This is a genomic window from Neopusillimonas aromaticivorans, assembly GCF_030344915.1.
Classification (GTDB): domain Bacteria; phylum Pseudomonadota; class Gammaproteobacteria; order Burkholderiales; family Burkholderiaceae_B; genus Neopusillimonas; species Neopusillimonas aromaticivorans.
In genome coordinates, this window is sequence record NZ_CP128233.1 from 2,933,879 (window position 1) to 2,957,930 (window position 24,052).

The following is a 24,052-nucleotide window of genomic DNA, read 5'->3' on the forward strand; positions in this document are numbered from 1 at the left end:
TCTCTGAAGCCGGGCGCAGTGGCGTCTTGCGTGCGCTGCGGTACCGAGCTGTATCGCGAGTCCCGCTTGTCGTTGCAATCCTGGCTCGCCCTGACCTGGGGTGCGCTGGCTGTTTTTTGTCTGGCCAATTATTTTCCGGTTGCGCGGCTTTCCATGCAGGGGCAAACCCTTCAGGCCACCTTGCTCGATGCCTTGGTCATGACCTGGCAGCAAGGCGCCTGGCTGGTGGCCCTGCCTGCGACCCTGTTCACCTTTTTCTTCCCGTTGGGTCAGATCCTGTTCGCCATGTGGGCGCTGCAATGCATTCGCAAACGACGTTTGCCGGGTGATTTCCGTTATGGCTTGCGCATGCTCGAAGTGTTGTCGCACTGGAGTATGGTGCCGGTGTTGCTGTTGGGCATTCTGGTGGCCATGGTCAAGCTGGGTGATCTGGCGGTGCTGCACATTGGCGAAGGGCTGTGGGCGTTTGGGGCGTTAAGTGTTTTGCTGACCATCCTTACCCGCATGTCGGCCTATCGGCTGTGGCGCTACGCGGAAGAGGCCGGATTGGTGCGGCGTTCGGGTGAGGGGTTGATCTGGCCAGGCCGGTTGCCGCGTGCACGGCGTGCGGTTGTGTTCAGAACATGCCGTTGTCAGGTGTCATGCGTTGTGGCCGTTGCCGTGCGTGGTTTCATTTTCGCAAGCCGCATATTCGCAACCGTGTCTGGGCACTGCTGATTACGGCAGCCATTCTTTATATTCCTGCGAACGTTTGGCCGGTCATGACCTTGCGTATGCCTACCGGCGAGGCCGCCCATACGATTCTGGGCGGTGTGATCGAACTCTGGAACTATGGGTCCTGGGACCTCGCGCTTATTGTGTTCATTGCCAGTGTGGTTGTGCCTTCCAGCAAACTTTTGGCGTTGTCGATTCTGATGGTACGGCGTTACCATTGGCGCGGAGTTGCGATGCAGCGCCAGCGCACGCGGCTGTATGCCATTGTCGAGTTCGTCGGCCAGTGGTCGATGCTGGACGTGTTTGTTGTATTGTTACTGTCGGCACTGGTCAGTTTCCCGGGGCTTGCCCAGATTCGCGTTGAGCCCGGTGCCGCATTTTTTGGTCTGGTGGTCATTTTGACCATGCTGGCCGCCATGAGCTACGGCCCCCGACTGGGTTGGGATCAGTGTCACGAATCCAGGTCCGTCAATCATCCGGCTGTACATCATTGAAGGAATTGCATGTCAGAAGTAAAACCACCGGCGTCGGCTTCTGTTGACACGAATCCTGTTGCTGCAGACCCTTTCGTTACCGAACGCAAGGGCGCCCGTATTTCATGGATCTGGCTGGTGCCGCTGGTTGCCGCAATTGTCGGTTTGTCATTTATCGTCCGTAACTGGATGAGCACGGGGCCGACCATCACGCTCACCTTCGAGTCTGCCGAGGGCCTTGAAATCGGACAGACCAAGGTGCGCTACAAGGATGTGGTGGTGGGTCTGGTAACGGATATCCGGGTTGCGTCCGATCGCTCTAATGTGCTGGTCAAGGCAGAGCTCGACCGCGAAGCCTCGCGATATCTGGCACGCGAGGGTGCGCTCTATTGGGTGGTCAAGCCGCGCCTGACCATCGGTAGTGTCTCAGGTCTGGGAACATTGCTTTCGGGGGCGTATATTGCTGCCGATGTGGCCCCCGAGGGCACTGTGGATGATCCTTCTGTCACGTATTCATTTATCGGGCTTGAAAAGCCGCCCGCCGTTACCAGTGACCGTCCGGGGACTCGGTATACCTTGCGCGCCGACGATCTGGCCTCCCTTGAAATCGGTGCTCCGGTTTACTACCGCCAGATTCCGGTGGGTCGAATTATCGACTACGCCTTGAACGAACAGGGGCGTTCGGTTGATGTGCAGATTTTTGTCGACTCACCCAATGACCGTTTTGTCACGTCTGATACACGGTTCTGGAACGTCAGCGGCGTCAATGTGTCGCTTTCGACAACCGGTGTGTCAGTCCAGACGGCGTCGTTGGCGTCCATGATCGCCGGCGGGTTGGCCTTTGCCAATGCCAATCCGGCTAACGAAGTGCCTGCACCGGCCGACACGACATTCGAGTTGTTCCAGACTGAAGTTGAAGCCATGGCCGAGCCCGATGGGCCTGCCTTCCGGGTCGATATGGTGTTCAATCAGTCTGTCCGAGGCCTCAAGGTTGGTGCGCCCGTCGAGTTTCGCGGCATGGAGCTCGGAAAGGTCTATGACATCGATCTTGAGTTCGACACCGAGAAACGGCAGTTTCATGTCTTGGTCAAGGCCAATCTCTATCCGCGTCGTTTTGGCAATGCCTACGATCGAATCATGACCCTTGAGTCTGCCAGCCAGTACCCGGGGCGTCTGCTCCTGGGGCCAATGATCAATCATGGGTTAAGGGCGCAGTTGCAGGCGGGCAGCCTGCTGACGGGTCAACAGTTTGTCGCGCTGGATTTTTTCCCGCAGGCCGATAAAGTGACTTTTGACGCAACGCAGGACCCGGTCATGATTCCGACCATTCCCGGCAATTTTGACCGTTTGCAGGAACAGATCAGTGCCATTGTCACCAAACTTAACGCGGTTCCGTTTGACGGTATTGGTAAAGACCTGCGCGATGGGCTGGCTTCCATGAACACGTTGCTCAAAGAGATCAATACGTCGGTGGCCCCCAGGCCGCAGCGGCGCTCAAAGAGGCCCGTCGTTCTCTGGAAAATGTAAATGCCTTACTGTCTGCCGATTCGCCCAGTGGCACCAATCTTGAGCGCACGTTGCGTGAATTGACCGGGGCAGCACGTTCCCTGCGTAACCTTGGTGATTATTTGCAGGCTCACCCCAATGCGTTGATCGGTGGTCGTGGTGCCGATCGTTTGCCTGAATAGGATGCTTAGTATGACTGCAGGTCGTCAGTTGCTTTCCAGTGTTTGTGTTTTTCCGATGCGGCGTTCTGGCCGTGCACGCGTTTCTTCCACTGCAGCCATGGCCTCTACTGCGCGGGTAGTTCGGCGTGTCGCGAGTGGTCTGGCGTGTGCTGTTGCTTTGGCCGGGTGTGCCGCTTCAAACAGCCAGTATTACAGTCTGCAGACAGTGTCTGATTCCAGGCCAAAGGCAGTGAATTCAATCGCTGACGCCCTCAACGTGCAGAGCGTCAGTATTCCGGCACAGGTTGACCGTCCGCAGCTGGTTTTAGCGGGTCGTACCGACGGGGCTGTCAGCGTCATGAACGATTCGTTATGGGTGGCACCCTTGCCGACGAGATTCGTCTGGCGGTGGCCAGCCGTCTCGGCCAGCAACTGGGTGTGCCCGATGTGAATGGTACGGGCGCCCCCGCCAATTTGCCCTTGTGGGGTGTAAAGCTGGATGTTCAGCGTTTTGAGGCCATGTACGGCAAGTACGTGCAGGTTCAGACCAGCTGGCGCCTGTCTCGTCGGCCTGAAACAAAAGGCGATGGGTTGCCTGTAGTCTGCCGCGCGAATGTACAGGTTCCTGCTGTTGGCGGGGTTGACGCGACGGTACGCGCCTACCAGCAGGCTCTGGTGCAGGTTGCTGATGTGATTGCGGCCCAGGTCGCGGCAGGCCGTCTGGGTGACAACGCCGGAATGACCCACCCGAAAATTGATCTGAGTTCAGGGTTGACCTGGCAAGGCTGCTCCGGGGCTGCCGATTGACGGAAATCCGGTGCCTGCTTGTGTGAGTCGGGCCAGTGTTTAAATTTCTGTAAGTGGCGCCGGTTTCAACGACTGTGGTTTAACGCTGGCGGGTGCCGCCAGTCGAGTACGACAGTTCAGGTTAGGGCCATCGTCTTGATTATGATGCGGCTGGGGGCGGCATCAACTACGCCCGGTGCTGCCAAAACCACCATCACCACGGCTGCTTTCTTCAAAGTCGTCAACGAGGTCGAAATCGACCTGTTGAACAGGTACAAAAACCAGCTGTGCCAGCCGTTCCATGGGTTCCAGTTTGAAGGGCGTTGCCCCGCGGTTCCAGGCTGACACCATAAGGGGCCCCTGGTAGTCGGAATCGATCAGGCCAACCAGATTACCCAGCACGATACCGTGTTTATGGCCCAACCCCGAGCGTGGCAAAATGACGGCGGCATAGCCAGGATCGCCGATGTGAATTGATAAACCGGTAGGTACCAGTTGTGTTTGTCCGGGTTCAAGTATCAAGGGTTCGTCCAGGCAGGCCCTCAAGTCAAGTCCGGCTGAACCGGGGTGGCATAGGCCGGAAGGCAATCCTGCATACGGGGGTCGAGCACTTTCAGAGCAATTTTTTCATGGGGTCAGACGTCTTCGTTGATGGTGCGTGATTTGCGCTTGCGGATAAGGGTCAGGGTGATCCAGACGGCAATGACTACCGACAGCACGAAACTGATGACCAGCCCGGCGTTGGTGCCGTTTGAGCCCAGCGCACCAATACTTTTTCCGGTCAGGTAGCCTGGCAGCAACATGACAGGAATCCAGACGATGGCAGACAGGATGTTGGCGACCTGAAATCGCCCGTGGCGCATTTTCATGACGCCAGCGACGGTTGGCAAAATCGCGCGCAACGGGCCCAGAAAGCGCCCGGCAAAAATGGACAGCATGCCGTACCGATAAAAGAAGTGCCGGGCCCGCGCGACGGCACGACGCTGCTTGTTAAGGGGCCAGCGATGAATGATTCTGGGCCCCAGCAAACGTCCAATATAGTAAGAAATGGCGTCGCCCACTACCGCACCGACGATACCCCAGAAAACAACAGGCCCGGCATCCAGCGTACCGTTTCCAACCAGCCCCCGACGACCAGCATGACGGCTGTGGCGGGGATCGCGATGCCGACGACCAGCAGTGACTCACCCATGGCCAGCAGCCCCAGGATGAAGGCCGCCCATTCCTGGTTGTTATTGATGAACAGGGTGATTTCGTTAACGATTTGTTCCATGAGAGGCCTGATGAAGAACGGGAAGGGCAGCTATTGATGCCAGGGTCAGCGTTATGGGATGCGCTGGGCAATGGCCTGAATCAGGGCCCGTGCCGCTTGCAGTTTATGCAGTTTGGGTTGCGGGTGGGCACCGTTATCGTCGAACAGAATGAAGGTGGTGGTCTCGCCTTCCATGGCGTCCTGGGCCAGATTGCCAACCAGCAACGGGATGCCTTTGCGACGTCGCTTGGCGGCCGCGTACTCGTGCAGATTTTCTGTTTCGGCCGCAAAACCGACACACCAGGGGCCATCGGGCAGGGCGGCAACCTCGGCCAGAATGTCCGGGTTGGGGGCGAACTGCAGTGCGGGCGGGCCGGACGATGCCTGGCCTTCCACTTTTTGATCTTGTGATCGGCGGCATTGGCCACATGCCAGTCAGCCACTGCCGCTACTGCAATGAAGATGTCGGCCTGGCCAGTGTGCTGCATGACGGCAGCATGCATCTGGCGGGCACTTTCGATGCTGATACGCTCAACGCCCCAAGGACACGGCAGAGCGGTAGGGCCGGACACCAGGGTGACGGTGGCGCCCGCCTCGCGGGCCGCCTGCGCCAGTGCGTAGCCGGTTTTACCGGACGAACGGTTGCTGATGACCCGCACCGGGTCGATGCGTTCGGCCGTTGGGCCGGCGGTGATCAATACATGCCGACCTGACAGCACTTTAGGCTGGAAAAAGGCGATCAGTTCGGCCAGCAACTGGTGGGGTTCAAGCATGCGGCCATCGCCGGTTTCGCCACAGGCCTGGTCACCGCAGCCGGGGCCCAGAACGATGACGCCGTCATCGGCCAATTGGCGGATATTGCGCTGGGTGGCCGGGTGTTCCCACATTTCGCGGTTCATGGCCGGCGCCACCAGCAGCGGGCAGGCCCCACGAGCCAGGCACAGTGTGGTCAACAGATCGTCGGCCAGACCATGAGCCAGTTTTGCAATCAGGTCGGCACTGGCGGGAGCGATCAGGATGGCATCAGCATCACGGGTCAGGTTGATATGGGCCATGCTGTTCGGAATGCGCGTGTCCCACGCGCTGGTATAGACCGGCCGACCCGACAGCGCCTGGAAGGTTGTCGGTGTCATGAAATGCGTGGCCGCATCGGTCATGACAACATCAGCTACGCCGCCCTGGTCTTGCAGACGACGCAGCAGTTCAGCGGTTTTGTAACAGGCAATGCCGCCGCTAAGGCCCAGCACGATACGTTTGTTGTCCAGATCACCCATGGCAGAAAAGTCGCTTTTTCAGGTTAGTGGTCGGCAAGCCGGGCCTGGCGACGGTGCCGTACATAGCGCAGCAGTTCGTCCAGAATCAACAAGATGGCCCCGCACGTAATGGCGACGTCGGCGATGTTGAATGCCGGGAAATGCCATTGTCGCCAGTAAAACAGCAAAAAATCAATGACATGACCATGTTGAAGGCGGTCGATGAGATTACCCAGTGCACCGCCCAGAATCGCAGTCAGGGCGGTGCAAAACAGGCGCTGGCCCGGGCTTTTCCAGAGCAGGTGCACTATCAGTGCGGCGGCGACCAGGGCAATGCCGCTGAACAGCCAGCGCTGCCAGCCTTGCCCCTCGGCCAGGAAACTGAAGGCTGCCCCGGGGTTGTACAGCAGGGTGAAATCAAAAAGGGCAGTATGGGCCAGCGTTCGCCGTAGGCAAGGTGGGTGTCAAACCAGATCTTTGTGATCTGGTCGGCCCCAATGATCAGTGCAGCCCCCAGCAGCCAGCCCGCAAAGCCAAGACGTGATTTACGCATGCGTGCGTGGCTCGCCGTCTTTGAACAGGTTGTCGACACAACGCCCGCAAATATGCGGATGGTCTGGATCGACACCGACGTCTTCCCGGTGGTGCCAGCAACGCTCACACTTGGCGTGGCCGGTCGGGCTGACCGTGATGGACAGTTCGCCCTCACCGGCATGCACCGTGGCTCTTGAAACGATCAGTACAAAGCGCAGGTCATCACCCAGTGATTGCAGCAGGGCCAGGTCATCCCCAGAGGCGTGGATGTCAATTTCTGCGGCCAGCGAAGAACCGATGTCACCTGCTGTACGCACCACTTCGATCCGGCGCATGACTTCGGCGCGGATGTCACGCAGACGTGACCATTTGTCGGCAAGCGCCGTGGCATCGGCGTGTTCGGGCAGCGTGTGGTAAAGCTCGGTGAAGATGGTGCCGGCATCGCGGCCTTCGTGGAGATCCTTCCAGGCCTCTTCGGCGGTGAACGACAGAATGGGGGCCATCAGACGCAACAACGCATGGGTGATGTGGTACAGCGCGGTTTGCGCCGAACGGCGGGCGACGCTGTTGGCTCCGGTTGTGTACAGGCGGTCTTTCAGGACATCCAGATAGAAGGCTCCGAGGTCTTCCGAACAGAAAATCTGCAGGCGTGATACCGCCGGATGGAATTCATAGCGGCGATAACAGGCCAGTACTTCGTCTTGCATCTGGGCCGTCATGCACAGGGCATAGCGGTCAATTTCGAACAGGTCATCGTCTGACACCGCTTGCTCGGCGACATTGAAGTCCTGGATATTGCCCAGCAAGAATTTCAGCGTGTTGCGAATGCGGCGGTAGCCTTCAACCACACGTTTCAGGATTTCGTCTGAAATCGACAGTTCACCTGAGTAGTCGGTGGAAGCGGTCCAGAGACGCAGGATTTCGGCACCCAACGAATCGGAAACTTTTTGTGGCGCAACAACGTTACCCACCGACTTGCTCATTTTACGGCCCTTGCCATCGACCACGAAACCGTGTGTCAGCAACGCCTTGTAGGGCGGTTCGCCATACAGCATGCAGCTGGTCAGCAAGGACGAATGGAACCAACCGCGGTGCTGGTCGGAACCTTCCAGATACAGGTCGGCAGGCCACGTCAGTTCATCGGCATGGGACCCTTTGATGGCGTGATCGCGCCCACCCAGCACGGTGGCGTGGGTAGTGCCCGAATCGAACCACACGTCGAGCGTATCGCGATTTTTTTCGTACAGGCTGGCTTCGTCGCCCAGCAGCTCGGTCGGGTCGAGTGTTTGCCAGGCTTCAATGCCTTCCTTTTCGACACGCTGTGCGATTTGTTCGAGCAATTCGGGGGTGCGCGGGTGCAGTTCGCCGGTTTCTTTATGAACAAAAAAGGCCATGGGAACGCCCCACTGACGCTGACGCGACAATGTCCAGTCAGGGCGGTTGGCAATCATGGCATGCAGGCGGGCGCGACCCCAGGCTGGGTAAAACTGCGTGTTCTCGACCCCTTTCAGGGCCATTTCACGCAGGGTGGGGCTGTCTGCAACAATGCGGTCCATACCGGCAAACCATTGGCTGGTCGCACGGTAAATGACCGGTGTCTTGTGCCGCCAGCAGTGCATGTAGCTGTGTTTGAGCGGTGCCTGCTTGATCAGGCTGCCGACGTTGTCGAGGGCTTCGACGATTTTCGGGTTGGCTTTCCAGATCAGTTCGCCACCAAACAACGGCAGCGTGCTGGCGTAGTGACCATCACCCATGACCGGGTTGATGATGGCGTCGTCGGTCAGGCCATTGGCCTTGCAGACCAGGAAGTCGTCAACACCATAGGCGGGGGCGGCGTGGACCACCCCGGTTCCCGCGTCAAGGCTGACGTACTCAGCCGGGTAGACAGGGGCAACGCGCTGGTAACCCGTATCGGCGTCGTACAAGGGGTGACGGCATTCAAGCCCGGCCAGCGCCTGGCCGGCGACGGTTGCCACGACAGTGCCTTCAAGCCCCCAGTCTTGCAGACAGGATTCGACCAGGTCGGTGGCAATTAGCAGGTATTCGCCGGTGGCGCGTGGTTCGGCCAGCTTGACCAGTGCGTAACTGATTTCAGGGCCAACATTCAGCGCCTGGTTGGCCGGCAACGTCCAGGGGTTGTTGTCCAGATGACGATAGCGCCTTCTACGGGCTGGTCCAGTCCAAAAATGGCAGCCACGCGGCCAGGGTCATTGAAACGGAACGCCACATGAACGGCAGGGTCGGTACGGTCGGCGTATTCCACTTCGGCTTCTGCCAGTGCGGAGCCACAGTCAAAGCACCAGTTGACGGGTTTCAGGCCACGAAACACGAAACCCTTTTCCAGGATTTTGCCCAGCGCACGCAGCTCGTCGGCCTCGTTGCTGAAATTCATGGTCAGGTAGGGACGGTCCCAGTCGGCCAGAACCCCCAGCCGTTTGAAGTCGATGCGCTGGCGTTCGATCTGCTCAAGGGCGTATGCGCGTGCTTTGGCCTGCACTTCACCGACAGGCAAGTGCTTGCCGTATTTTTCTCGATCTGGATTTCGATGGGCATGCCGTGGCAGTCCCAGCCGGGCACATAGTGGGCATCGAAGCCATCCATATTGCGGCTTTTCACGATGATGTCTTTCAGGACTTTGTTGACCGCGTGGCCGATGTGAATGTCGCCATTGGCATACGGCGGGCCATCGTGCAGCACAAATTTCGGTCGCCCCTGGCTGGCTGCGCGAATGGCAGCATAAACCTTGTTTTCTTCCCATTCAGCAACCCATTTGGGTTCACGCTTGGCCAGATCGCCACGCATCGGGAAGGGGTTTCGGGCAGGTTCAGAGTTTTTCTATAGTCCATGGAGCGCAAAGTAATCGCGAGCTTGCCGCGCATCGTTGTCGATGGCAGCGGTCATTGTGGGCAGGTCGGGAAAAGTTTCTTCGTCGCGCAGAAACTTGAGGAATTCAATGCGTGTGAGTTTACCGTATGCATCGACGTTGCAATCGAACAGGTGCACTTCCAGCAGCACATGGCCGTTATTGTCGACCGTGGGCCGTACACCCAGGCTGGCAACGCCGTTCAGAGGGTGGTCGGCCAGATCGTAGGCCCGCACGATGTAAATTCCGGAACGTGCGGCGCATAACTGGGGTACATTCACATTCAATGTGGGGTAGCCCAGCGTGCGCCCCAGTTTCTTGCCGTGCACGACGTGACCGCTGATCCGGTAGGGGTGGCCAAGCAAATGCTCGGCGTGGGCAAGATTCCCCACAGCCAGGGCCGTACGTACCTCAGAGCTGGAAATCCGGTGTCCGTTTTCATCGACGACATCGGTGATCAGGTCGATTTCAAAACCCTGTTCGCGCCCCAGTTTGCGCAGCAGGTCAATGTCGCCGGTGCGACGGTGCCCGAAGCGGAAGTCTTCGCCAACCAGCAGCCAGCGTGTGTTCAGCCCCTGAACCAGGGTGTGTTTAACGAAGTCTTCGGCCGACAGGTCGGCCAAGGCCTGGTTGAATCGCATCAGAGCCAGCTGCCGGATGTGCAGACGTTGTATCCCCCAGATCTTGTCGCGCAGGCTGCTGATCTGGGTGGGCATGAGTTCGGGCCGGTTGCCCGCCCGTGCAAAATAGACGCGGGGGTGCGGGTGGAACGTCATGACCGAAGGCGTCAGGTGCCTTTCCTGGGCGACCTGGGCCACGCGTGCAAGAATAGTCTGGTGCCCGCGGTGGACACCGTCAAAATTGCCAATTGACACGGCACTGGGGCTGGCATCGTCGTGGCGTGGCAGAGAACGATAAATTTTAAGGGCAGATTTCACAGGCGACAGTTTACAATTTTATGTTGCATTGCTCAGGAACCGCATTTTGACTTCGTTAGCTTCAACCACCTCAACCGTTTCGTCGGGCGCCTGCCGTCTGGTCATCCTTGTATCGGGCCGGGGCTCGAACATGCAGGCTATTGTCCGGGCGATTGAAAGCCGGGCCTGGCGGCGCAGGTTGTTGCCGTAGTGTCAGACAAACCGGCGGCGGCAGGTCTGGACTGGGCCCGGCAGCAAGGGCTGGAAACCTGCGCGCTTGAACCGGGCGCTTATGTTAACCGAGAAGCCTATGATCAGGCGCTGGCGCAAACGGTTCAGGCTTATTCGCCCGACTACGTGTTGCTGGCGGGCTTCATGCGGATTTTGTCCGACGCCTTCGTGCATCAGTTCAGCGGCCGCCTTGTCAACATCCACCCCTCGCTGCTGCCGTCGTTTCCGGGGTTGAAAACCCACGAAAATGCGCTCAAAACCGGGGTGCAGTGGCATGGGTGCACCGTCCATTTTGTTACGCCAGAACTGGATAACGGTCCCATTATCGGTCAGGCGGCTGTTCCGGTGCTGGCAACCGATACCCCGCAATCATTGGCAGAGCGTGTGCTGGTGGTTGAGCACCGGCTTTACGCCGATGTGGTTGAATGGCTGGCTGATGGACGCGTCAGTTTGCAGGATGACGGACGTGTTGCCGTCACAGATCTTCCTACCCGCGCGTGCGTACTGGCGTCCAATGACGCCGACGCTGCCGACGTTACTTTAATCAAGGCTTGAAATGAAACAGAAAAAGACCCCGCAACGCCCGTATAACCTGGGCGCGGCGCGTGTCGAGCAGGTACAGTCGGTACTGGGCGACATTTTGCAGTGGGCCCATCCGGCCGATGTGGTGTTATCGCGCTGGATGAAAGCCCACCCCAAATTGGGGTGCGGGATCGCGGTGAAGTGGCCGATGCGGTATTTGATGTGTTGCGCCACCTGCGCCGTTACCGTCATTTTGCCGAAAGCGGTATTGGCCCGGGTGCACGTCGCCTGGCCATTCTCGGGTTGTCGGCGGTTGTCAGTGAAAGCCTTCTGGCTGAAGCCTTGTCGGACAATGAAAAGCAATGGCTTGAGCATGTCCGGAAAATTCCGCTCGATCGCCTGCCGCGTCAGGTACGCGACAGCATGCCCGATTGGCTTGACGAGCGTTTGTCAGCATTGCCGCAGGCTGATGCGCTGGTTGCGGCATTAAATCAGCCGGCGCCGCTGGATATCCGCATCAATCCGCTCAAAGCCGAGCGCGACGACATGCTGGAAACACTGCGCAACAGCCAGGCCTTGAAGTTCAACCCTGAACCTACGCCGTATTCCCCTTGGGGTATTCGTCTGCAAGGCCGGCCGCCCGTCAATCGTTGGCCCATGTTTGAAAAAGGCGAAATCGAGGTGCAGGACGAAGGCAGCCAATTGCTGGCGGCGTTGGTGGCACCCCGGCGTGGCGAAATGACCATTGATTATTGCGCTGGTGCCGGTGGCAAAACCTTGCTTCTGGGTGCCCTGATGCGATCTACAGGCCGCTTGTATGCCTTCGATGTGTCGGCCGCACGTCTGGCGCGCGCCAAACCGCGTTTTGCCCGTAGCGGGTTGTCCAACATTGTGCCGGTGGTCATTGCCGAAAATAACGACCAGCGGGTCAAGCGGTTGCGCGGCAAGGCGCAGCGTGTGCTGGTTGACGCGCCCTGCAGCGGTCTGGGCACCTTGCGGCGCAATCCAGACCTGAAATGGCGCCAGCATCCCGAATCCCTTGAGGAGCTGCGTGCCTTGCAAGCCCGGATCCTGCGTCAGGCGGCCCAGTGTGTCGCACCGGGTGGACGTCTGGTCTATGCGACATGCAGTATCTTGCCCGAAGAAAACGAGCAGCAAGTTGAAGCCTTTTTGGCCGAGAATCCTGAGTTTTCAGTGGTAGATGCCGGTAAAGTGGTGGCTGATCGTTGTAAAAACCTGACGTTTGACGGCCCCTGGCTGTCGTTGCGGCCTGATGTGCATGGCACTGACGGCTTCTTTGCGGCGGTCCTGGAGCGGGCAAAACCAGCGCCGGCACCGGCATCCGTTTGATTTTTCGCAAGAACTTATTTGCAACACTGCTGTCACAGCAGAACCAACTACGCTAAACTTGGCGGGTTACTTTGTAAGGGTCTAACACACGGTTTATGGACTACGTCTTATCTTTTATTTCGGGCGGTTTGCTGCAACTTTCCTGGTGGCAGGTGGCGCTCGTTACGCTGGTGCTGACGCACATCACTATTGTGGGCGTCACGTTGTTCTTGCATCGCAGCCAAACCCACCGCGGTCTCGATCTTCATCCCATTGCCATGCATTTCTTCCGTTTCTGGCTCTGGATGACCACTGGCATGGTGACCAAAGAATGGGTTGCCATTCACCGTAAACACCACGCCAAGTGCGAACGCGAAGGTGATCCGCATTCGCCCATGATTTACGGCATCAACCGTGTGTTCTTTGAAGGTGCTGAACTGTACCGCGAAGAATCGGCGAATCAAGACACCCTCAAGCGTTTCGGCTATGGTACGCCCGACGACTGGCTCGAGCGCAATGTGTATTCGCGTCACAGCGCGTTGGGTATCCTCATCATGCTGGGCATTGACCTTGCCTTGTTTGGTGCATTGGGCCTGACGGTATGGGCGGTTCAAATGGCCTGGATCCCGTTCTGGGCGGCCGGTGTTGTCAACGGTATCGGCCACTACTGGGGCTATCGTAACTACGCCAGCCCCGACACCAGCACCAATGTCTTTCCCATTGGCCTGATCATCGGTGGCGAAGAGCTTCACAATAACCACCATGCGCATGGTACATCAGCCAAGTTTTCGGCCAAATGGTACGAATTCGACATCGGCTGGGGTTACATCAAGATTCTCAGTGCGCTGGGTCTGGCCAAGGTGCGTCGTGTTGCGCCCAAGCTCAAGCTCGAACCCAATGCCGATGCCTCCGTTAGTGCAAAAACGCTTGAAGGCGTCATCATGCACCGCTACGAAATTCTTGCCCGCTACACTGACCTGGTCAAGAAAGCAGCGGCCGAAGAAATGGCCAAGCTCAAGGCAACCCGTCAGAAAGACAGTGCCGAATGCAATTTCACCTTGCTGGCCGGTGCCAAAGACTGGCTCGGCCAGGTTGATGAAAGCAAGCTTGAACCCGCACAACGTGCCCAGCTCGATACCGTTCTGGCTCAGAACCAGTCGCTGTCTACCCTGGTTCAAATGCGTCGCGACCTGACCCGTATCTGGGAAAGTTCCAGTGCCAGCAGCGAGCAGCTCGTCAGCGACCTGCAAGCCTGGTTGCAGCGTGCCCAGCAAAGCGGCATTGAAAGCCTTGAGCAGTTTGCCCTGCGTCTGCGCCGCTACGCGGCATGATCGGGTCGCTTAACCCGCAACAGCAAGCCGCCGTTACACTTCCCACTGGCCATGCCCTGGTGCTGGCCGGGGCGGGAAGCGGTAAAACCAGGGTGCTGACCACCCGCATGGCGTGGTTGATCCAGGGGGCAGGTTAGCCCCTTTGGCTTGCTGGCAGTAACGTTTACCAACAAGTCGGCGCGTGAGATGCTCACGCGCCTTTCCGCATTGCTGCCCATCAATACACGCGGGATGTGGGTGGGTACGTTTCATGGCCTGTGCAACCGCTTGTTGCGTGCACACCACCGCGATGCAGGCCTGCCCCAAACCTTCCAGATTCTTGATACGGCCGACCAGTTGTCGGCCATCAAGCGCCTGCTCAAGGCGGCCGGTATTGATGATGACAAATTTCCCCGCGCGATGTCCAGCGGTTCATCAACGGTTCCAAAGAGCAGGGGTTGCGGCCCGATGATGTCGATGCGTACGATGCGCACCGGCGTGGCCTGATCGACTTGTACCGGCAATATCAGGTCCAGTGCGAACGCGAAGGGGTGGTTGATTTCCCCGAGTTGCTGTTGCGCGCTTACGAATTGCTGCTGCGCAATGCCCCTATCCGCGAGCATTATCAGCGTCGTTTCCAGCACATTCTGATTGATGAGTTTCAGGATACCAACGACCTGCAGTATCGCTGGCTGAAATTGCTGGCGGGTGGCGGGGCATCGCTGTTTGCGGTGGGGGATGATGATCAGTCTATTTATGCGTTCCGGGGTGCGAATGTAGGCAATATGGCCGCCTTTGAGCGTGAATTCGCCCAAGGCAATGTCATTCGGCTTGAACAGAACTACCGTTCGTACGGCCACATACTTGACTCGGCCAACGCCCTGATTGCCCATAATGCAGCCCGCCTGGGAAAAAACCTCTGGACTGAACAAGGCGAGGGTGAACCCGTCCGCATCTGCGAGCAAGGCACCGACTTGCTTGAGGCCCAGTGGATGGTGGATGAGATCCGGGCCTTGGTGTCGGGTGGACATAGTCGCCGCGATATTGCTGTCTTGTATCGTAGCAATGCGCAGTCACGGGTCATCGAGCACACGCTGTTTTCATCCGGCATACCGTACCGGGTCTATGGCGGGCAGCGCTTTTTCGAGCGTCAGGAGGTCAAGCATGCCCTGGCATATTTGCGCCTGGTGGCTAATCCGAACGATGACACGTCGTGGTTGCGGGTCGTCAATTTCCCGGCGCGTGGCATCGGGGCACGTACGCTCGAACAACTTGGCGATCTGGCTAAAGAACAGGGTAGCAGCCTGTATGCGGCAGTCAGCGCCATGGGGGTAAAAGTGGCGCGAAGCTGGGCACGTTTGTTCAGTTGCTGTCCGACCTCTCTGAACAGTCCAGCGTCTTGCCGTTACCCGAGTTGATCGAACATGTGATTCATCACAGTGGTTTGCGTGATCACTACATGGGCGAGAAAGAAGGGGCCGACCGCCTCGAAAACTTGCAAGAGCTGGTCAACGCGGCAACCGTGTTTGTCGGTGAAGAGGGCTTGATGGGTGAGCCGGCGTCAGCACGCATGGGCCCATCGTCCGATGCCCTTGAGTTCCCCGATGCCGGTGTCGCACCCCCAGCCAGTCAGCACTTGACAGCTTTCTGTCGCATGCCTCGCTCGAAGCGGGCGATAATCAGGCGCAGGCCGGCGAAGACGCTGTGCAATTGATGACGGTGCATGCCGCCAAGGGTCTTGAGTTCGATTGCGTATTCATTACCGGTCTGGAAGAGGGCCTGTTCCCGCATGAAAACAGTCTCACTGAACAGGGGGCTTGAAGAAGAGCGCCGCCTGATGTACGTGGCCATGACGCGGGCACGCCAACGGCTGTATCTTACGTTGGCACAAAGCCGCATGCTTCATGGTCAAACGCGTTACGCCATGCGTTCACGCTTCCTGTCTGAAATTCCTGAAGAACATCTCAAGTGGCTTACCCCGCGTGAGCAACAGCGCACGATGGCTGATCCGGTGTCGTGGGGTGGGGCTTACCGGCGTGGCGATGCGTATGCCCGTTCTCCTGCCACGCTGGCACCGCGTACTGCGGCCCGTAGTCTTACGACCGGGGTCACGGTGGGCGAACAGCACTTCAGGGTGGGTCAGGGGTTGCCCATGCCAGGTTTGGCGAAGGCACCATCATTGGTTTAAGCGGTACCGGCACCGATGCGCAGGCACAGATCCAGTTCCGCGATGTGGGCACCAAAACACTTGCGCTTGGGGTGGCCAAGCTGGCGATTGTGCAGGGCTGAATACCCGGCCATGAATCTCGTGTTGTGGCCTCTGCTTCACCCCGCCTGTTCGATGGCTTCCAGCTCTTCCTGGGCCATCAGCCAGTCTTCTTCCAGTTGCGCAAGTGTTTTACCCAGTTCGCCGTGCTCGGCCAGGGCCTTCACCCGTTCGTCACGGCGCTCGTCACTGTAGAAATCGGGGTCGGCGATCAGTGCATCCAGGCTGTCCAGACGTGCCCGTGCCGTGGCCATTTTCTTTTCCAGTGATTCGACCTGTTTCAGCAAGGGTTTGCGCAGCGCCGACAGGCGCTGGCGCTCTTCGGCATCCAGTCGTTTCTGGGTTTTGCGGTCAACGGCAAGGCCGCCATTCGCCTCGTCGCGTTCCCTGTTGACGTCGTTACGTGCTTCGGCCCGCACGTTTGCGGCCCGCTGGTTCAGCCAGTCGCGGTAATCTTCCAGATCGCCATCGAATTCGCTGACCTTGCCATCGGCGACAATCCAGAAGTTGTCGACGGTTGTGCGCAACAGGTGGCGGTCGTGAGACACCAGCAGGACGCTGCCTTCGAACTCGGCCAGTGCGGTTGCCAGCGCCTCGCGGGTTTCGACATCCAGGTGGTTGCTGGGTTCGTCGAGCAGCAACAGGTTCGGTTTTTGCCAAACCACCAGAGCCAGGGCAAGCCGCGCCTTTTCCCCGCCTGACAACGGGGCAATTTTCTGGTTGACCATGTCACCGCTGAAACCAAACCCGCCCAGATAGTTACGCTGCTCCTGCTCGCGCAGGTCGGGGGCGATACGGACCAGATGTTGCAGCGGGGTCGCGTCAGCATCCAGCATGTCCAGTTGCTGCTGGGCGAAGTAGCCGATTTTCAGGCCTTTGGATGCACGTCGCTGGCCGGACAGCGGGGCCAGTTCTTCGGCCAGGGTTTTGATCAGGGTACTTTTACCGGCACCGTTGACGCCCAGGATGCCGACACGGGCACCGCCGCGAACCATCAGATTGATATCTTGAAGCACCGGTTTTTGGGGCTGCCATGGGGTGTCGGGTAACCGGTGCTGAGGTTTTCAAGCACCAGCAATGGGTCGGGCATGCTGTCGGGTTCGGGCAAACGAATATCAACGCCTGCATCGACGTGCAGCGGAGCCAGTGTTTCCATGCGGGCCAGCGCCTTTACACGGCTTTGAGCCTGTTTTGCTTTGGTGGCCTTGGCTTTGAAGCGGTCAATGAAGCTTTTCAGGCGCGCAGTTTCGCGGGCCTGGCGGTCGTGGGCCAGCTGGGTTTGGCGGATACGCTCGGCCCGCTGCGTCAGGAAGTCTTCATAGCCGCCTTTGTAACGTACCAGTTTGCCGTTATCGAAGTGCAGAATGGCTTTCGCAACGGCGTCCAGGAATTCGGTGTCGTGGGAAATGAGCAGTACGGTGCCGTCGTAGGCGGCCAGCCAGCGCTCAAGCCACAGCATGGCATCCAGGTCCAGGTGGTTGGTCGGCTCATCCAGCAGCAGCAATTCTGAGGGCGCCATCAGGGCGCGTGCCAATGCCAGACGCATTTGCCAGCCCCCGAGAAACTGCGAACCGGGTTCATCCATTCGTGCGGGGCAAAGCCCAGGCCAGCCAGTAACTGCTCGGCCCGCGAGGCGGCGCTCCAGGCGTCAGCCTCGATCAGGGCCGCTTCCAGCTCGGCGATGCGGTGGCCATCGGTGTCGGGTGTGGCTTCGCGTTCGGCTTGCAGGCGTCGCAGGCCGACATCGCCGTCAATGACGAATTCGCGGGCCGGTCGATCGGGTGTTGAGATGTCTTGTTCGACGCTGGCAGTGCGCCAGCTGCCGGGTAAGTCGATTGAGCCGGCATCGGCATCAAGTTCACCCTTGAGCAAGGCGAAAAGAGTCGATTTTCCTGCACCGTTCTTGCCGACAATACCGACACGTTCGCCCGGGTTGATGACAAAGTCAGTATTGTCGAGCAGAACTTTGGTGCCCCGCCGAAGGGTGATGCTGCTGGCACGGATCACGATACGGCAGGCCTCATGGCGTCAAGTTGCTCACGCGTGAGCAGCAGGATCTGGTCTTCCGCCGACTCGGTACTGAGCCAGACCGGTTCAAGTTCAGGGAAGGCTGCCAGAAAGTTCTCGTATTCGTTGCCGATTTCCAGAACCAGAATGCCTTCCGGTGCCATGAACCGGGGTGCATCGCGCAGCAGACGGCGCACGATGTCCATGCCGTCGTCGCCGCCTGCCAGCGCCAGTGTGGGCTCATGGCGATACTCGGCCGGTAAGGCCTCCATGGCGTGGCTGTTGACGTACGGCGGGTTGCAGATGATGACGTTGTAGCTGCAGTCGGGCAACTGGTCGAACAGGTCACTGCGATGGGCCGTCACCCGCCCGTCCAGACCGAAGTGCTCGATGTTCTGGTCAGCAACTTCCAGGGCGTGTTCCGAGATGTCAACCGCATCCACCTGGGCGCCTGGAAACGCCAGGGCGGCCAATATCGCCAGACAGCCCGAACCTGTGCACAGATCAAGCACGTAATCAACGTCATCGGGTTCCGCGACCCAGGGCGACAATTGTTCAGCCAGCAGCTCCGAAATCGGTGAGCGGGGAATGATGACGCGGGGGTCTACTGCAAACCGGTGGCCTTGCAACCAGGCTTCACCCGTCAGATAGGCGGCAGGTACGCGTTCGGTCAGGCGCCGATCGACCATTTTCAGGAATTTTTCACGTTCATCGGGCAGCACTTTGGCATCGAGAAAGGGGTCGAGCGTATCGAGTGGCAGGTGCAAGACGTGCAGCAACAGGTAAACCGCTTCATCCCAGGCGTTGTCGCTGCCATGACCAAAGTTGAGTTTTGCGGCGTTGAACTGGCTGACGGTGTAGCGCAGCAAGTCGCGAACGGTAAGAAGTTCCTGGAAGGCCAAAGGATTCATGGTGTGCCCGTAGGTTGATTAGGTAAGCAGCAGGTTTTCAAGCGTGCGGCGATAGATGTTTTTGAGGGGTTCGAGTGAGTCGACCCGAATATGTTCATTCACCTGATGAATGCTGGCATTGATGGGCCCGAATTCGATAACCTGCGGGCAGATTTTGGCAATGAAACGGCCATCGGACGTACCGCCGGTGGTGGACAGTTCGGTGTCGATACCGGTTTCTGCGCGGATCGCCTTTGACAGCGCCTGGCTGAGTTCGCCGCGCGGGGTCAGAAAGGGCTCGCCGGACAAGGTCCAGGCCAGTTCGTAGTCAAGGTCGTGGCTGTCGAGCAGGGTGTGAACACGCGTTCTCAGGGTGTCGGGTGTGCTTTCGGTGGAAAACCGGAAATTGAAATCAATGATGGCCTCGCCCGGTACGACGTTGGTGGCACCGGTACCCGAATGAAAATTGGAAATCTGGAAGGTGGTGGGCGGGAAGTAGTCGTTACCCTGGTCCCATTCGATGCGGGTGAGTTCTGCCAGGGCCGGCGCGACCAGGTGTACCGGGTTGCGCGCCAGGTGCGGATAAGCCACATGACCTTGCTTGCCCTTGATGGTCAGTCGACCTGACAGCGACCCGCGCCGACCATTCTTGACGGTGTCGCCCAGTGCCGAAACCGATGTGGGTTCGCCCACCAGGCAGTAGTCAAAGACTTCGTTGCGGGCTTTCAGGGCTTCGCACACCTTGACCGTGCCGTTGATGGACGGCCCTTCTTCGTCGGAGGTGATCAGCATGGCGATGGAACCGTTGTGATCGGGGTGGGCCTGAACAAATTCTTCTGCGGCCACCGCAAAGGCCGCAATGCTGCTTTTCATGTCTGCGGCACCGCGTGCATACAAAATCCCGTCGCGTTCGGTTGGGGTGAACGGGTCGGATGCCCACTTTGAAGCGGGCCGGTCGGTACGACGTCGGTGTGACCGGCAAAAACCACGCAAGGGCGTGCGCTGCCCTTGCGGATCCAGAGGTTGGTAACCTCTTCAAAGACCAGCGTTTCGGCGGTGAACCCCAGAGGTTCCAGGCGTTCGGCCAGAAGGGCCTGGCACCCGGCATCGTCAGGGGTGACGGACGGGCGCGAGAGCAGGTCTTTGGTCAGTTGCAGTACAGCGGATGATGCCATCAAGCCCTCAGCAGTTCGTTGATGCTGGTTTTAGAACGTGTCTGTGCGTCGACGCGCTTGACAATGATCGCGCAGGCCAGGCTGTGCGAACCATCGGCGGCGGGCAGTGAACCAGGAACCACGACCGACCCCGACGGGACACGACCATAGTGGATTTCGCCGGTTGTGCGGTCATAGATTTTAGTGCTTTGCGACAGGAAAACGCCCATGGCCAATACCGAGTTTTCTTCGACGATGACGCCTTCAACGACTTCAGAGCGCGCACCAATGAAGCAGTTGTCTTCAATAATGGTGGGGTTGGCTTGCAGGGTTCAAGCACGCCGCCGATACCGACGCCACCGGACAGGTGGACATTCTTGCCGATTTGCGCACATGAACCCACCGTGGCCCACGTATCAACCATCGTACCCTCATCGACGTAAGCACCGATATTGACGTACGAGGGCATCAAGACAACGTTTTTGCCAATGAAAGAGCCTTTGCGGGCAACGGCCGGTGGTACGACACGAAAACCGGCAGTGGCGAAGTCGTGCTCGGAATAGTCGGCAAATTTAAGGCCGACCTTGTCGTAGTACTGTACCGGTGCCTGGCCGATAATGCCGTTGTTTTCAAGCCGGAAAGACAGCAAAACAGCTTTTTTGATCCACTGGTGAACTACCCATTCGCCGGTTGATTTGTCGGCAACGCGCACGCTGCCTTTGTCCAGTTCAGCCAATGTGTGGTTGACGGCATCGCGAACTTCGGCGGGTGCTGTAGCCGGGTTGATGTCGGCGCGGTTTTCCCAGGCGTTTTCAATGGTGGTTTGCAGATTTGTTGTCATGATGATGGGTAGTAATGGAGTGATGGGTAAACAAGCGGACGTCACGCGCCCCGATCTTTCAGCCAGGCGGCAATGCGGTGGGCGGCTTCGACACAGTCTGCTTTAGAGGCCACCAGCGCCATGCGAACCCGGTTGGCGCCCGGGTTGAAGCCTTGAGCCTCGCGGGCCAGATAGCTGCCAGGCAGTACGGTAACGTTGGTGGCACCCAGCAGGTCGCGGGCAAAGTCGGTATCGCTGCCGGGTGTCTGTGCCCACAGGTAGAAACCGGCTTGCGGGCGTTCAACCTTCATGACCGGTGCAAGAATAGGCAATACGGCATCGAATTTTTCGCGATACTGCTGACGGTTTGCCTGGACGTGGCTTTCGTCATTCCAGGCGACGACGCTGGCCGCCGACACGACGGCGCTCATGGCGCTGCCGTGGTAAGTGCGGTACAGCAAATACTGTTTGAGCAGGTTGGCATCGCCGGCAATGAAACCCGAGCGCAGCCCGGGTACATTCGAGCGTTTGGACAGGCTTGAAAAACTGACCAGATTTTTGTAATCGTTGCGCCCCAAGCGGCAGGCGGCTTCCAGCGCGCCCAGTGGCGGCGCTGACTCATCAAAATAGATCTCGGAATAGCATTCGTCGGCGGCAATCACGAACCCGTAAGTGTCCGATAATTCGAACAGTGTTTTCCATTCGGACAGTTCAAGCACGTTGCCTGCCGGATTTCCGGGTGAACACACGTACACCAGTTGTGTTTTTGCCCACACATCGGCCGGCACGCCGGCCCAGTCGTAACCGAACTGGCGGGTTTCATCGGCATTGATGAACCATGGGCTTGCCCCTGCCAGCAACGCGGCCCCTTCGTAGATCTGGTAGAACGGGTTGGGGCACACCACATAGCCCCCGCGTTGACCATCTACAATCGCCTGAGCGAACGAAAACAAGGCCTCACGCGACCCCAGTGCCGGCAGCACCTGTGTTTCGGGGTCTGGGCGCGAGATGCCGTAGCGACGTGTCAGCCAGTCGGCAATCGTGCCACGCAAGAGGGCATCGCCCTTGGTCGGGGGATAGGCGGCGAGACCCTGCATGGCATGTTGCATGGCCTCGATAATGAAAGGGGGTTGGGTGTTTGGGTTCGCCGATGGACAGGCTGATGGGTGTGAGGCCTGCCGGCGGTACGGTTGCCTGCGCCAGCAGTGCGCGCAGTTTTTCGAAGGGGTAGGGGTGTAAAAGGCCGAGTCTTGGGTTCATGCTCGAGGAGTCCAGAGTTAGCCCGGCATTTTAGCAAGGCCGTCGGGTCTGCGTTTGCACGGTGGCTTGTTTGCCACAATATTTCGGGCTTGGTATACTGATGGGCTTCACATTGCGAACGTGGCGGAATTGGTAGACGCACCAGATTTAGGTTCTGGCGCCGAGAGGTGTGAGAGTTCGAGTCTCTCCGTTCGCACCACTATACTGAAATCGACTGATGCCATACAGTCAATTTCTTTAAATATCAGTCAGTTATATGGTTTCCCTGCAATCTTTTGATTGCATGGAATCTAAAATTCCAAAGCAACGGCCCCATAAAGGCCCCACTGGTCCCGCAAAAATCCCGCACGCAATCCCCTGCGACAGCGATTAAAGCTCGCTTTTCCCTACATGCGCTTTTCAAACTTTGACCAACGCCTCGCCGCCCTCGGCGCGCTGCCCGTTCATCGTGGCCGTGTCGTACGTACTTGGCTCAAAGGGCAGGCGCTCGACACCGGTACGCGACGACGCAGCGCCGAGCATTTTCTGCCTCTTGCGTTGCGTAATGCCGTGCCTGTCCTGACGGCAGAACTCGACGGTCTCGCTCGTGTCCGCTCCGAGCACCCCGGTAATGACGGGTCTCGCCTGCTTGTGGAACTGGCCGACGGGCAGATGGTTGAAAGCGTGCTGTTGCCGCGCGACGGGCTCTGCGTCTCCACTCAGGTTGGTTGTGCGGTTGGATGCCGCTTTTGCATGACCGGTAAAAGCGGCCTGATCCGTCAGGTCACGAGTATGGAAATTCTTGCCCAGGTCGTGCTGGCGCGGCGTTTGCGCGCAGTGAAGAAAGTTGTCTTCATGGGCATGGGCGAACCCGCGCACAATCTCGACAACGTGCTTGAAGCCATTGACGTGCTCGGCACCGAGGGCAATATCGGCCACAAGAATCTTGTGTTTTCTACCGTGGGTGACTTGCGTGTATTCGAAGCCTTGCCGCAACAACGCGTCAAGCCTGCTCTGGCCTTGTCGCTGCACACGACCAAAGCCGAACTGCGTACCCACCTGTTGCCGCGTGCACCGAAAATTTCACCGGAAGAACTCATTGCGCTTGGCGAGCAATACGCTCGTGATACCGGCTATCCCATCCAGTATCAATGGACGCTGCTCAAAGGCATCAACGACGGTGACGACGAACTCGATGGGGTCGTAACGCTGCTCAAGGGCAAGTACGGGGTGCTCAACGTTATCCCGTTCAATAGTCTCGAAGGGGATGACTACCAACGTCCCGATGCCGAACGTATCCGCGAAATCGTTCGTTCCCTTCAGCGTCGTGGTGTGCTGACCAAAGTAAGGAATAGCGCGGGGCAGGACGTGGACGCCGGTTGCGGCCAGTTGCGCGCTCGTGCCGTTGGCGTAGAAAAGGTGGTCAAACTGACACAAATCTGAGGTAATCTGTCGGGAAACTTAGTTCAACAGAAACGCAGCCCAAGGAGATGGCCCATGACGATCAACCGTAGAGACTTTATCAAAGGGTGCACCTCGGCGTGCGTTTTGCTGGTGCCGGGCCTGGCCGGTGCGGCGGCTTTGCAAAGCAACCTGGGTTCGCCTGCGGCTGATGCCAGCGCAAAAATTGAAAAATCCATCAAGGCGGGTTTCGGTGGCGGCTTTGCATTACGTGGTCATCGCCAGTCTGAAGGGCTGACTTACGCAGATATCGAGCACCAGGGTAACCGCTACACCGTGGCTTCCGCAGACCAGATTGACTGGAAAATCCTCAGCGCGGTCTGACGCTTCGCGACCCTGTTAATAGATACACCCTGAAAGGAGC

General features: G+C 58.5%; 10 protein-coding genes, 1 tRNA gene and 12 pseudogenes. 11 read left to right on the forward strand and 12 right to left on the reverse strand.

Annotated features, from left to right (window positions below; translation table 11 throughout):
- Positions 1 to 30 precede the first annotated feature (30 nt).
- The 4 genes and pseudogenes from N7E01_RS16300 to N7E01_RS19110 all read left to right on the forward strand — a co-directional run bounded on the left by N7E01_RS16300 (position 31) and on the right by N7E01_RS19110 (position 3,661).
- On the forward strand, positions 31 to 717 hold the full coding sequence (locus N7E01_RS16300; protein ID WP_289173641.1) for a paraquat-inducible protein A: 687 nt from the start codon (positions 31 to 33) through the stop codon (positions 715 to 717).
- The gene (locus tag N7E01_RS16305) at positions 642 to 1,208 is read left to right on the forward strand and encodes a paraquat-inducible protein A (protein ID WP_289173642.1); all 567 of its coding nucleotides are present in this window, start codon (positions 642 to 644) and stop codon (positions 1,206 to 1,208) included. The genes N7E01_RS16300 and N7E01_RS16305 overlap by 76 nt, the downstream gene beginning before the upstream one ends.
- A gap of 9 nt (positions 1,209 to 1,217) precedes the next feature.
- A pseudogene (locus N7E01_RS16310) lies at positions 1,218 to 2,875 on the forward strand (PqiB family protein).
- Between the two features lie 97 nt (positions 2,876 to 2,972).
- Positions 2,973 to 3,661 (forward strand): annotated as a pseudogene (locus N7E01_RS19110) (PqiC family protein).
- A gap of 162 nt (positions 3,662 to 3,823) precedes the next feature.
- On the opposite strand, the pseudogene dut reads toward N7E01_RS19110, so the two are convergent.
- The 7 genes and pseudogenes from dut to N7E01_RS16345 all read right to left on the reverse strand — a co-directional run bounded on the left by dut (position 3,824) and on the right by N7E01_RS16345 (position 10,480).
- Positions 3,824 to 4,236 (reverse strand): annotated as a pseudogene (dut, locus tag N7E01_RS16320) (dUTP diphosphatase).
- Positions 4,237 to 4,275: 39 nt separating this feature from the next.
- Positions 4,276 to 4,701 (reverse strand): DedA family protein, encoded by a 426-nt coding sequence (locus N7E01_RS16325; RefSeq protein ID WP_434089528.1) that lies wholly within the window; start codon positions 4,699 to 4,701, stop codon positions 4,276 to 4,278.
- Positions 4,701 to 4,913: a hypothetical protein gene (locus N7E01_RS19570; protein ID WP_434089529.1), complete on the reverse strand. Its 213-nt coding sequence runs from the start codon at positions 4,911 to 4,913 to the stop codon at positions 4,701 to 4,703. The genes N7E01_RS16325 and N7E01_RS19570 overlap by 1 nt, the downstream gene beginning before the upstream one ends.
- A 51-nt stretch (positions 4,914 to 4,964) precedes the next feature.
- Positions 4,965 to 6,166: pseudogene (gene coaBC, locus N7E01_RS16330) on the reverse strand (bifunctional phosphopantothenoylcysteine decarboxylase/phosphopantothenate--cysteine ligase CoaBC).
- Between the two features lie 23 nt (positions 6,167 to 6,189).
- Positions 6,190 to 6,698 (reverse strand): annotated as a pseudogene (gene lspA, locus N7E01_RS16335) (signal peptidase II).
- A pseudogene (gene ileS, locus N7E01_RS16340) lies at positions 6,691 to 9,525 on the reverse strand (isoleucine--tRNA ligase). Before ileS ends, lspA begins: the two co-directional pseudogenes overlap by 8 nt.
- Positions 9,515 to 10,480, reverse strand: coding sequence for a bifunctional riboflavin kinase/FAD synthetase (locus N7E01_RS16345; protein ID WP_289173644.1), 966 nt, complete (start codon positions 10,478 to 10,480; stop codon positions 9,515 to 9,517). The pseudogene ileS and the gene N7E01_RS16345 overlap by 11 nt, the downstream one beginning before the upstream one ends.
- Before the next feature lie 130 nt (positions 10,481 to 10,610).
- On the opposite strand from N7E01_RS16345, the pseudogene purN reads away from it, so the two are divergent.
- The 4 genes and pseudogenes from purN to N7E01_RS16365 all read left to right on the forward strand — a co-directional run bounded on the left by purN (position 10,611) and on the right by N7E01_RS16365 (position 16,140).
- A pseudogene (gene purN / locus N7E01_RS16350) lies at positions 10,611 to 11,245 on the forward strand (phosphoribosylglycinamide formyltransferase).
- Positions 11,246 to 11,395: 150 nt separating this feature from the next.
- A complete protein-coding gene (locus tag N7E01_RS16355; protein WP_350494886.1) occupies positions 11,396 to 12,562 on the forward strand; it encodes an RsmB/NOP family class I SAM-dependent RNA methyltransferase in 1,167 nt (388 codons plus the stop codon).
- 95 nt (positions 12,563 to 12,657) lie between these two features.
- On the forward strand, positions 12,658 to 13,872 hold the full coding sequence (locus tag N7E01_RS16360; RefSeq protein ID WP_289173645.1) for a DesA family fatty acid desaturase: 1,215 nt from the start codon (positions 12,658 to 12,660) through the stop codon (positions 13,870 to 13,872).
- Positions 13,869 to 16,140, forward strand: a pseudogene (locus N7E01_RS16365) (UvrD-helicase domain-containing protein). The gene N7E01_RS16360 and the pseudogene N7E01_RS16365 overlap by 4 nt, the downstream one beginning before the upstream one ends.
- 36 nt (positions 16,141 to 16,176) lie before the next feature.
- Here the strand turns inward: N7E01_RS16365 and N7E01_RS19115 are convergent.
- The 5 genes and pseudogenes from N7E01_RS19115 to dapC form a co-directional block, all read right to left on the reverse strand.
- Positions 16,177 to 18,124: pseudogene (locus N7E01_RS19115) on the reverse strand (ATP-binding cassette domain-containing protein).
- Positions 18,121 to 19,035 carry a 50S ribosomal protein L3 N(5)-glutamine methyltransferase gene (gene prmB / locus N7E01_RS16385; protein WP_289173649.1) on the reverse strand — a complete coding sequence of 305 codons (915 nt, stop codon included), beginning with the start codon at positions 19,033 to 19,035 and terminating at the stop codon, positions 18,121 to 18,123. Before prmB ends, N7E01_RS19115 begins: the two are co-directional and overlap by 4 nt.
- Before the next feature lie 18 nt (positions 19,036 to 19,053).
- Positions 19,054 to 20,189 (reverse strand): annotated as a pseudogene (gene dapE, locus N7E01_RS16390) (succinyl-diaminopimelate desuccinylase).
- Positions 20,189 to 21,009 (reverse strand): annotated as a pseudogene (dapD, locus tag N7E01_RS16395) (2,3,4,5-tetrahydropyridine-2,6-dicarboxylate N-succinyltransferase). The pseudogenes dapE and dapD overlap by 1 nt, the downstream one beginning before the upstream one ends.
- 41 nt (positions 21,010 to 21,050) lie before the next feature.
- Positions 21,051 to 22,248, reverse strand: a pseudogene (gene dapC / locus N7E01_RS16400) (succinyldiaminopimelate transaminase).
- Positions 22,249 to 22,362: 114 nt separating this feature from the next.
- Here dapC and N7E01_RS16405 point away from each other — a divergent pair.
- From N7E01_RS16405 to N7E01_RS16415, 3 genes are all read left to right on the forward strand, one after another.
- A tRNA-Leu gene (locus N7E01_RS16405) sits at positions 22,363 to 22,447 on the forward strand.
- Between the two features lie 191 nt (positions 22,448 to 22,638).
- Positions 22,639 to 23,670 carry an RNA methyltransferase gene (locus tag N7E01_RS16410; protein WP_289173650.1) on the forward strand — a complete coding sequence of 344 codons (1,032 nt, stop codon included), beginning with the start codon at positions 22,639 to 22,641 and terminating at the stop codon, positions 23,668 to 23,670.
- A 54-nt stretch (positions 23,671 to 23,724) separates the two neighbouring features.
- A complete protein-coding gene (locus tag N7E01_RS16415) occupies positions 23,725 to 24,012 on the forward strand; it encodes a twin-arginine translocation signal domain-containing protein (RefSeq protein WP_289173651.1) in 288 nt (95 codons plus the stop codon).
- The last annotated feature ends 40 nt before the right edge of the window (positions 24,013 to 24,052 follow it).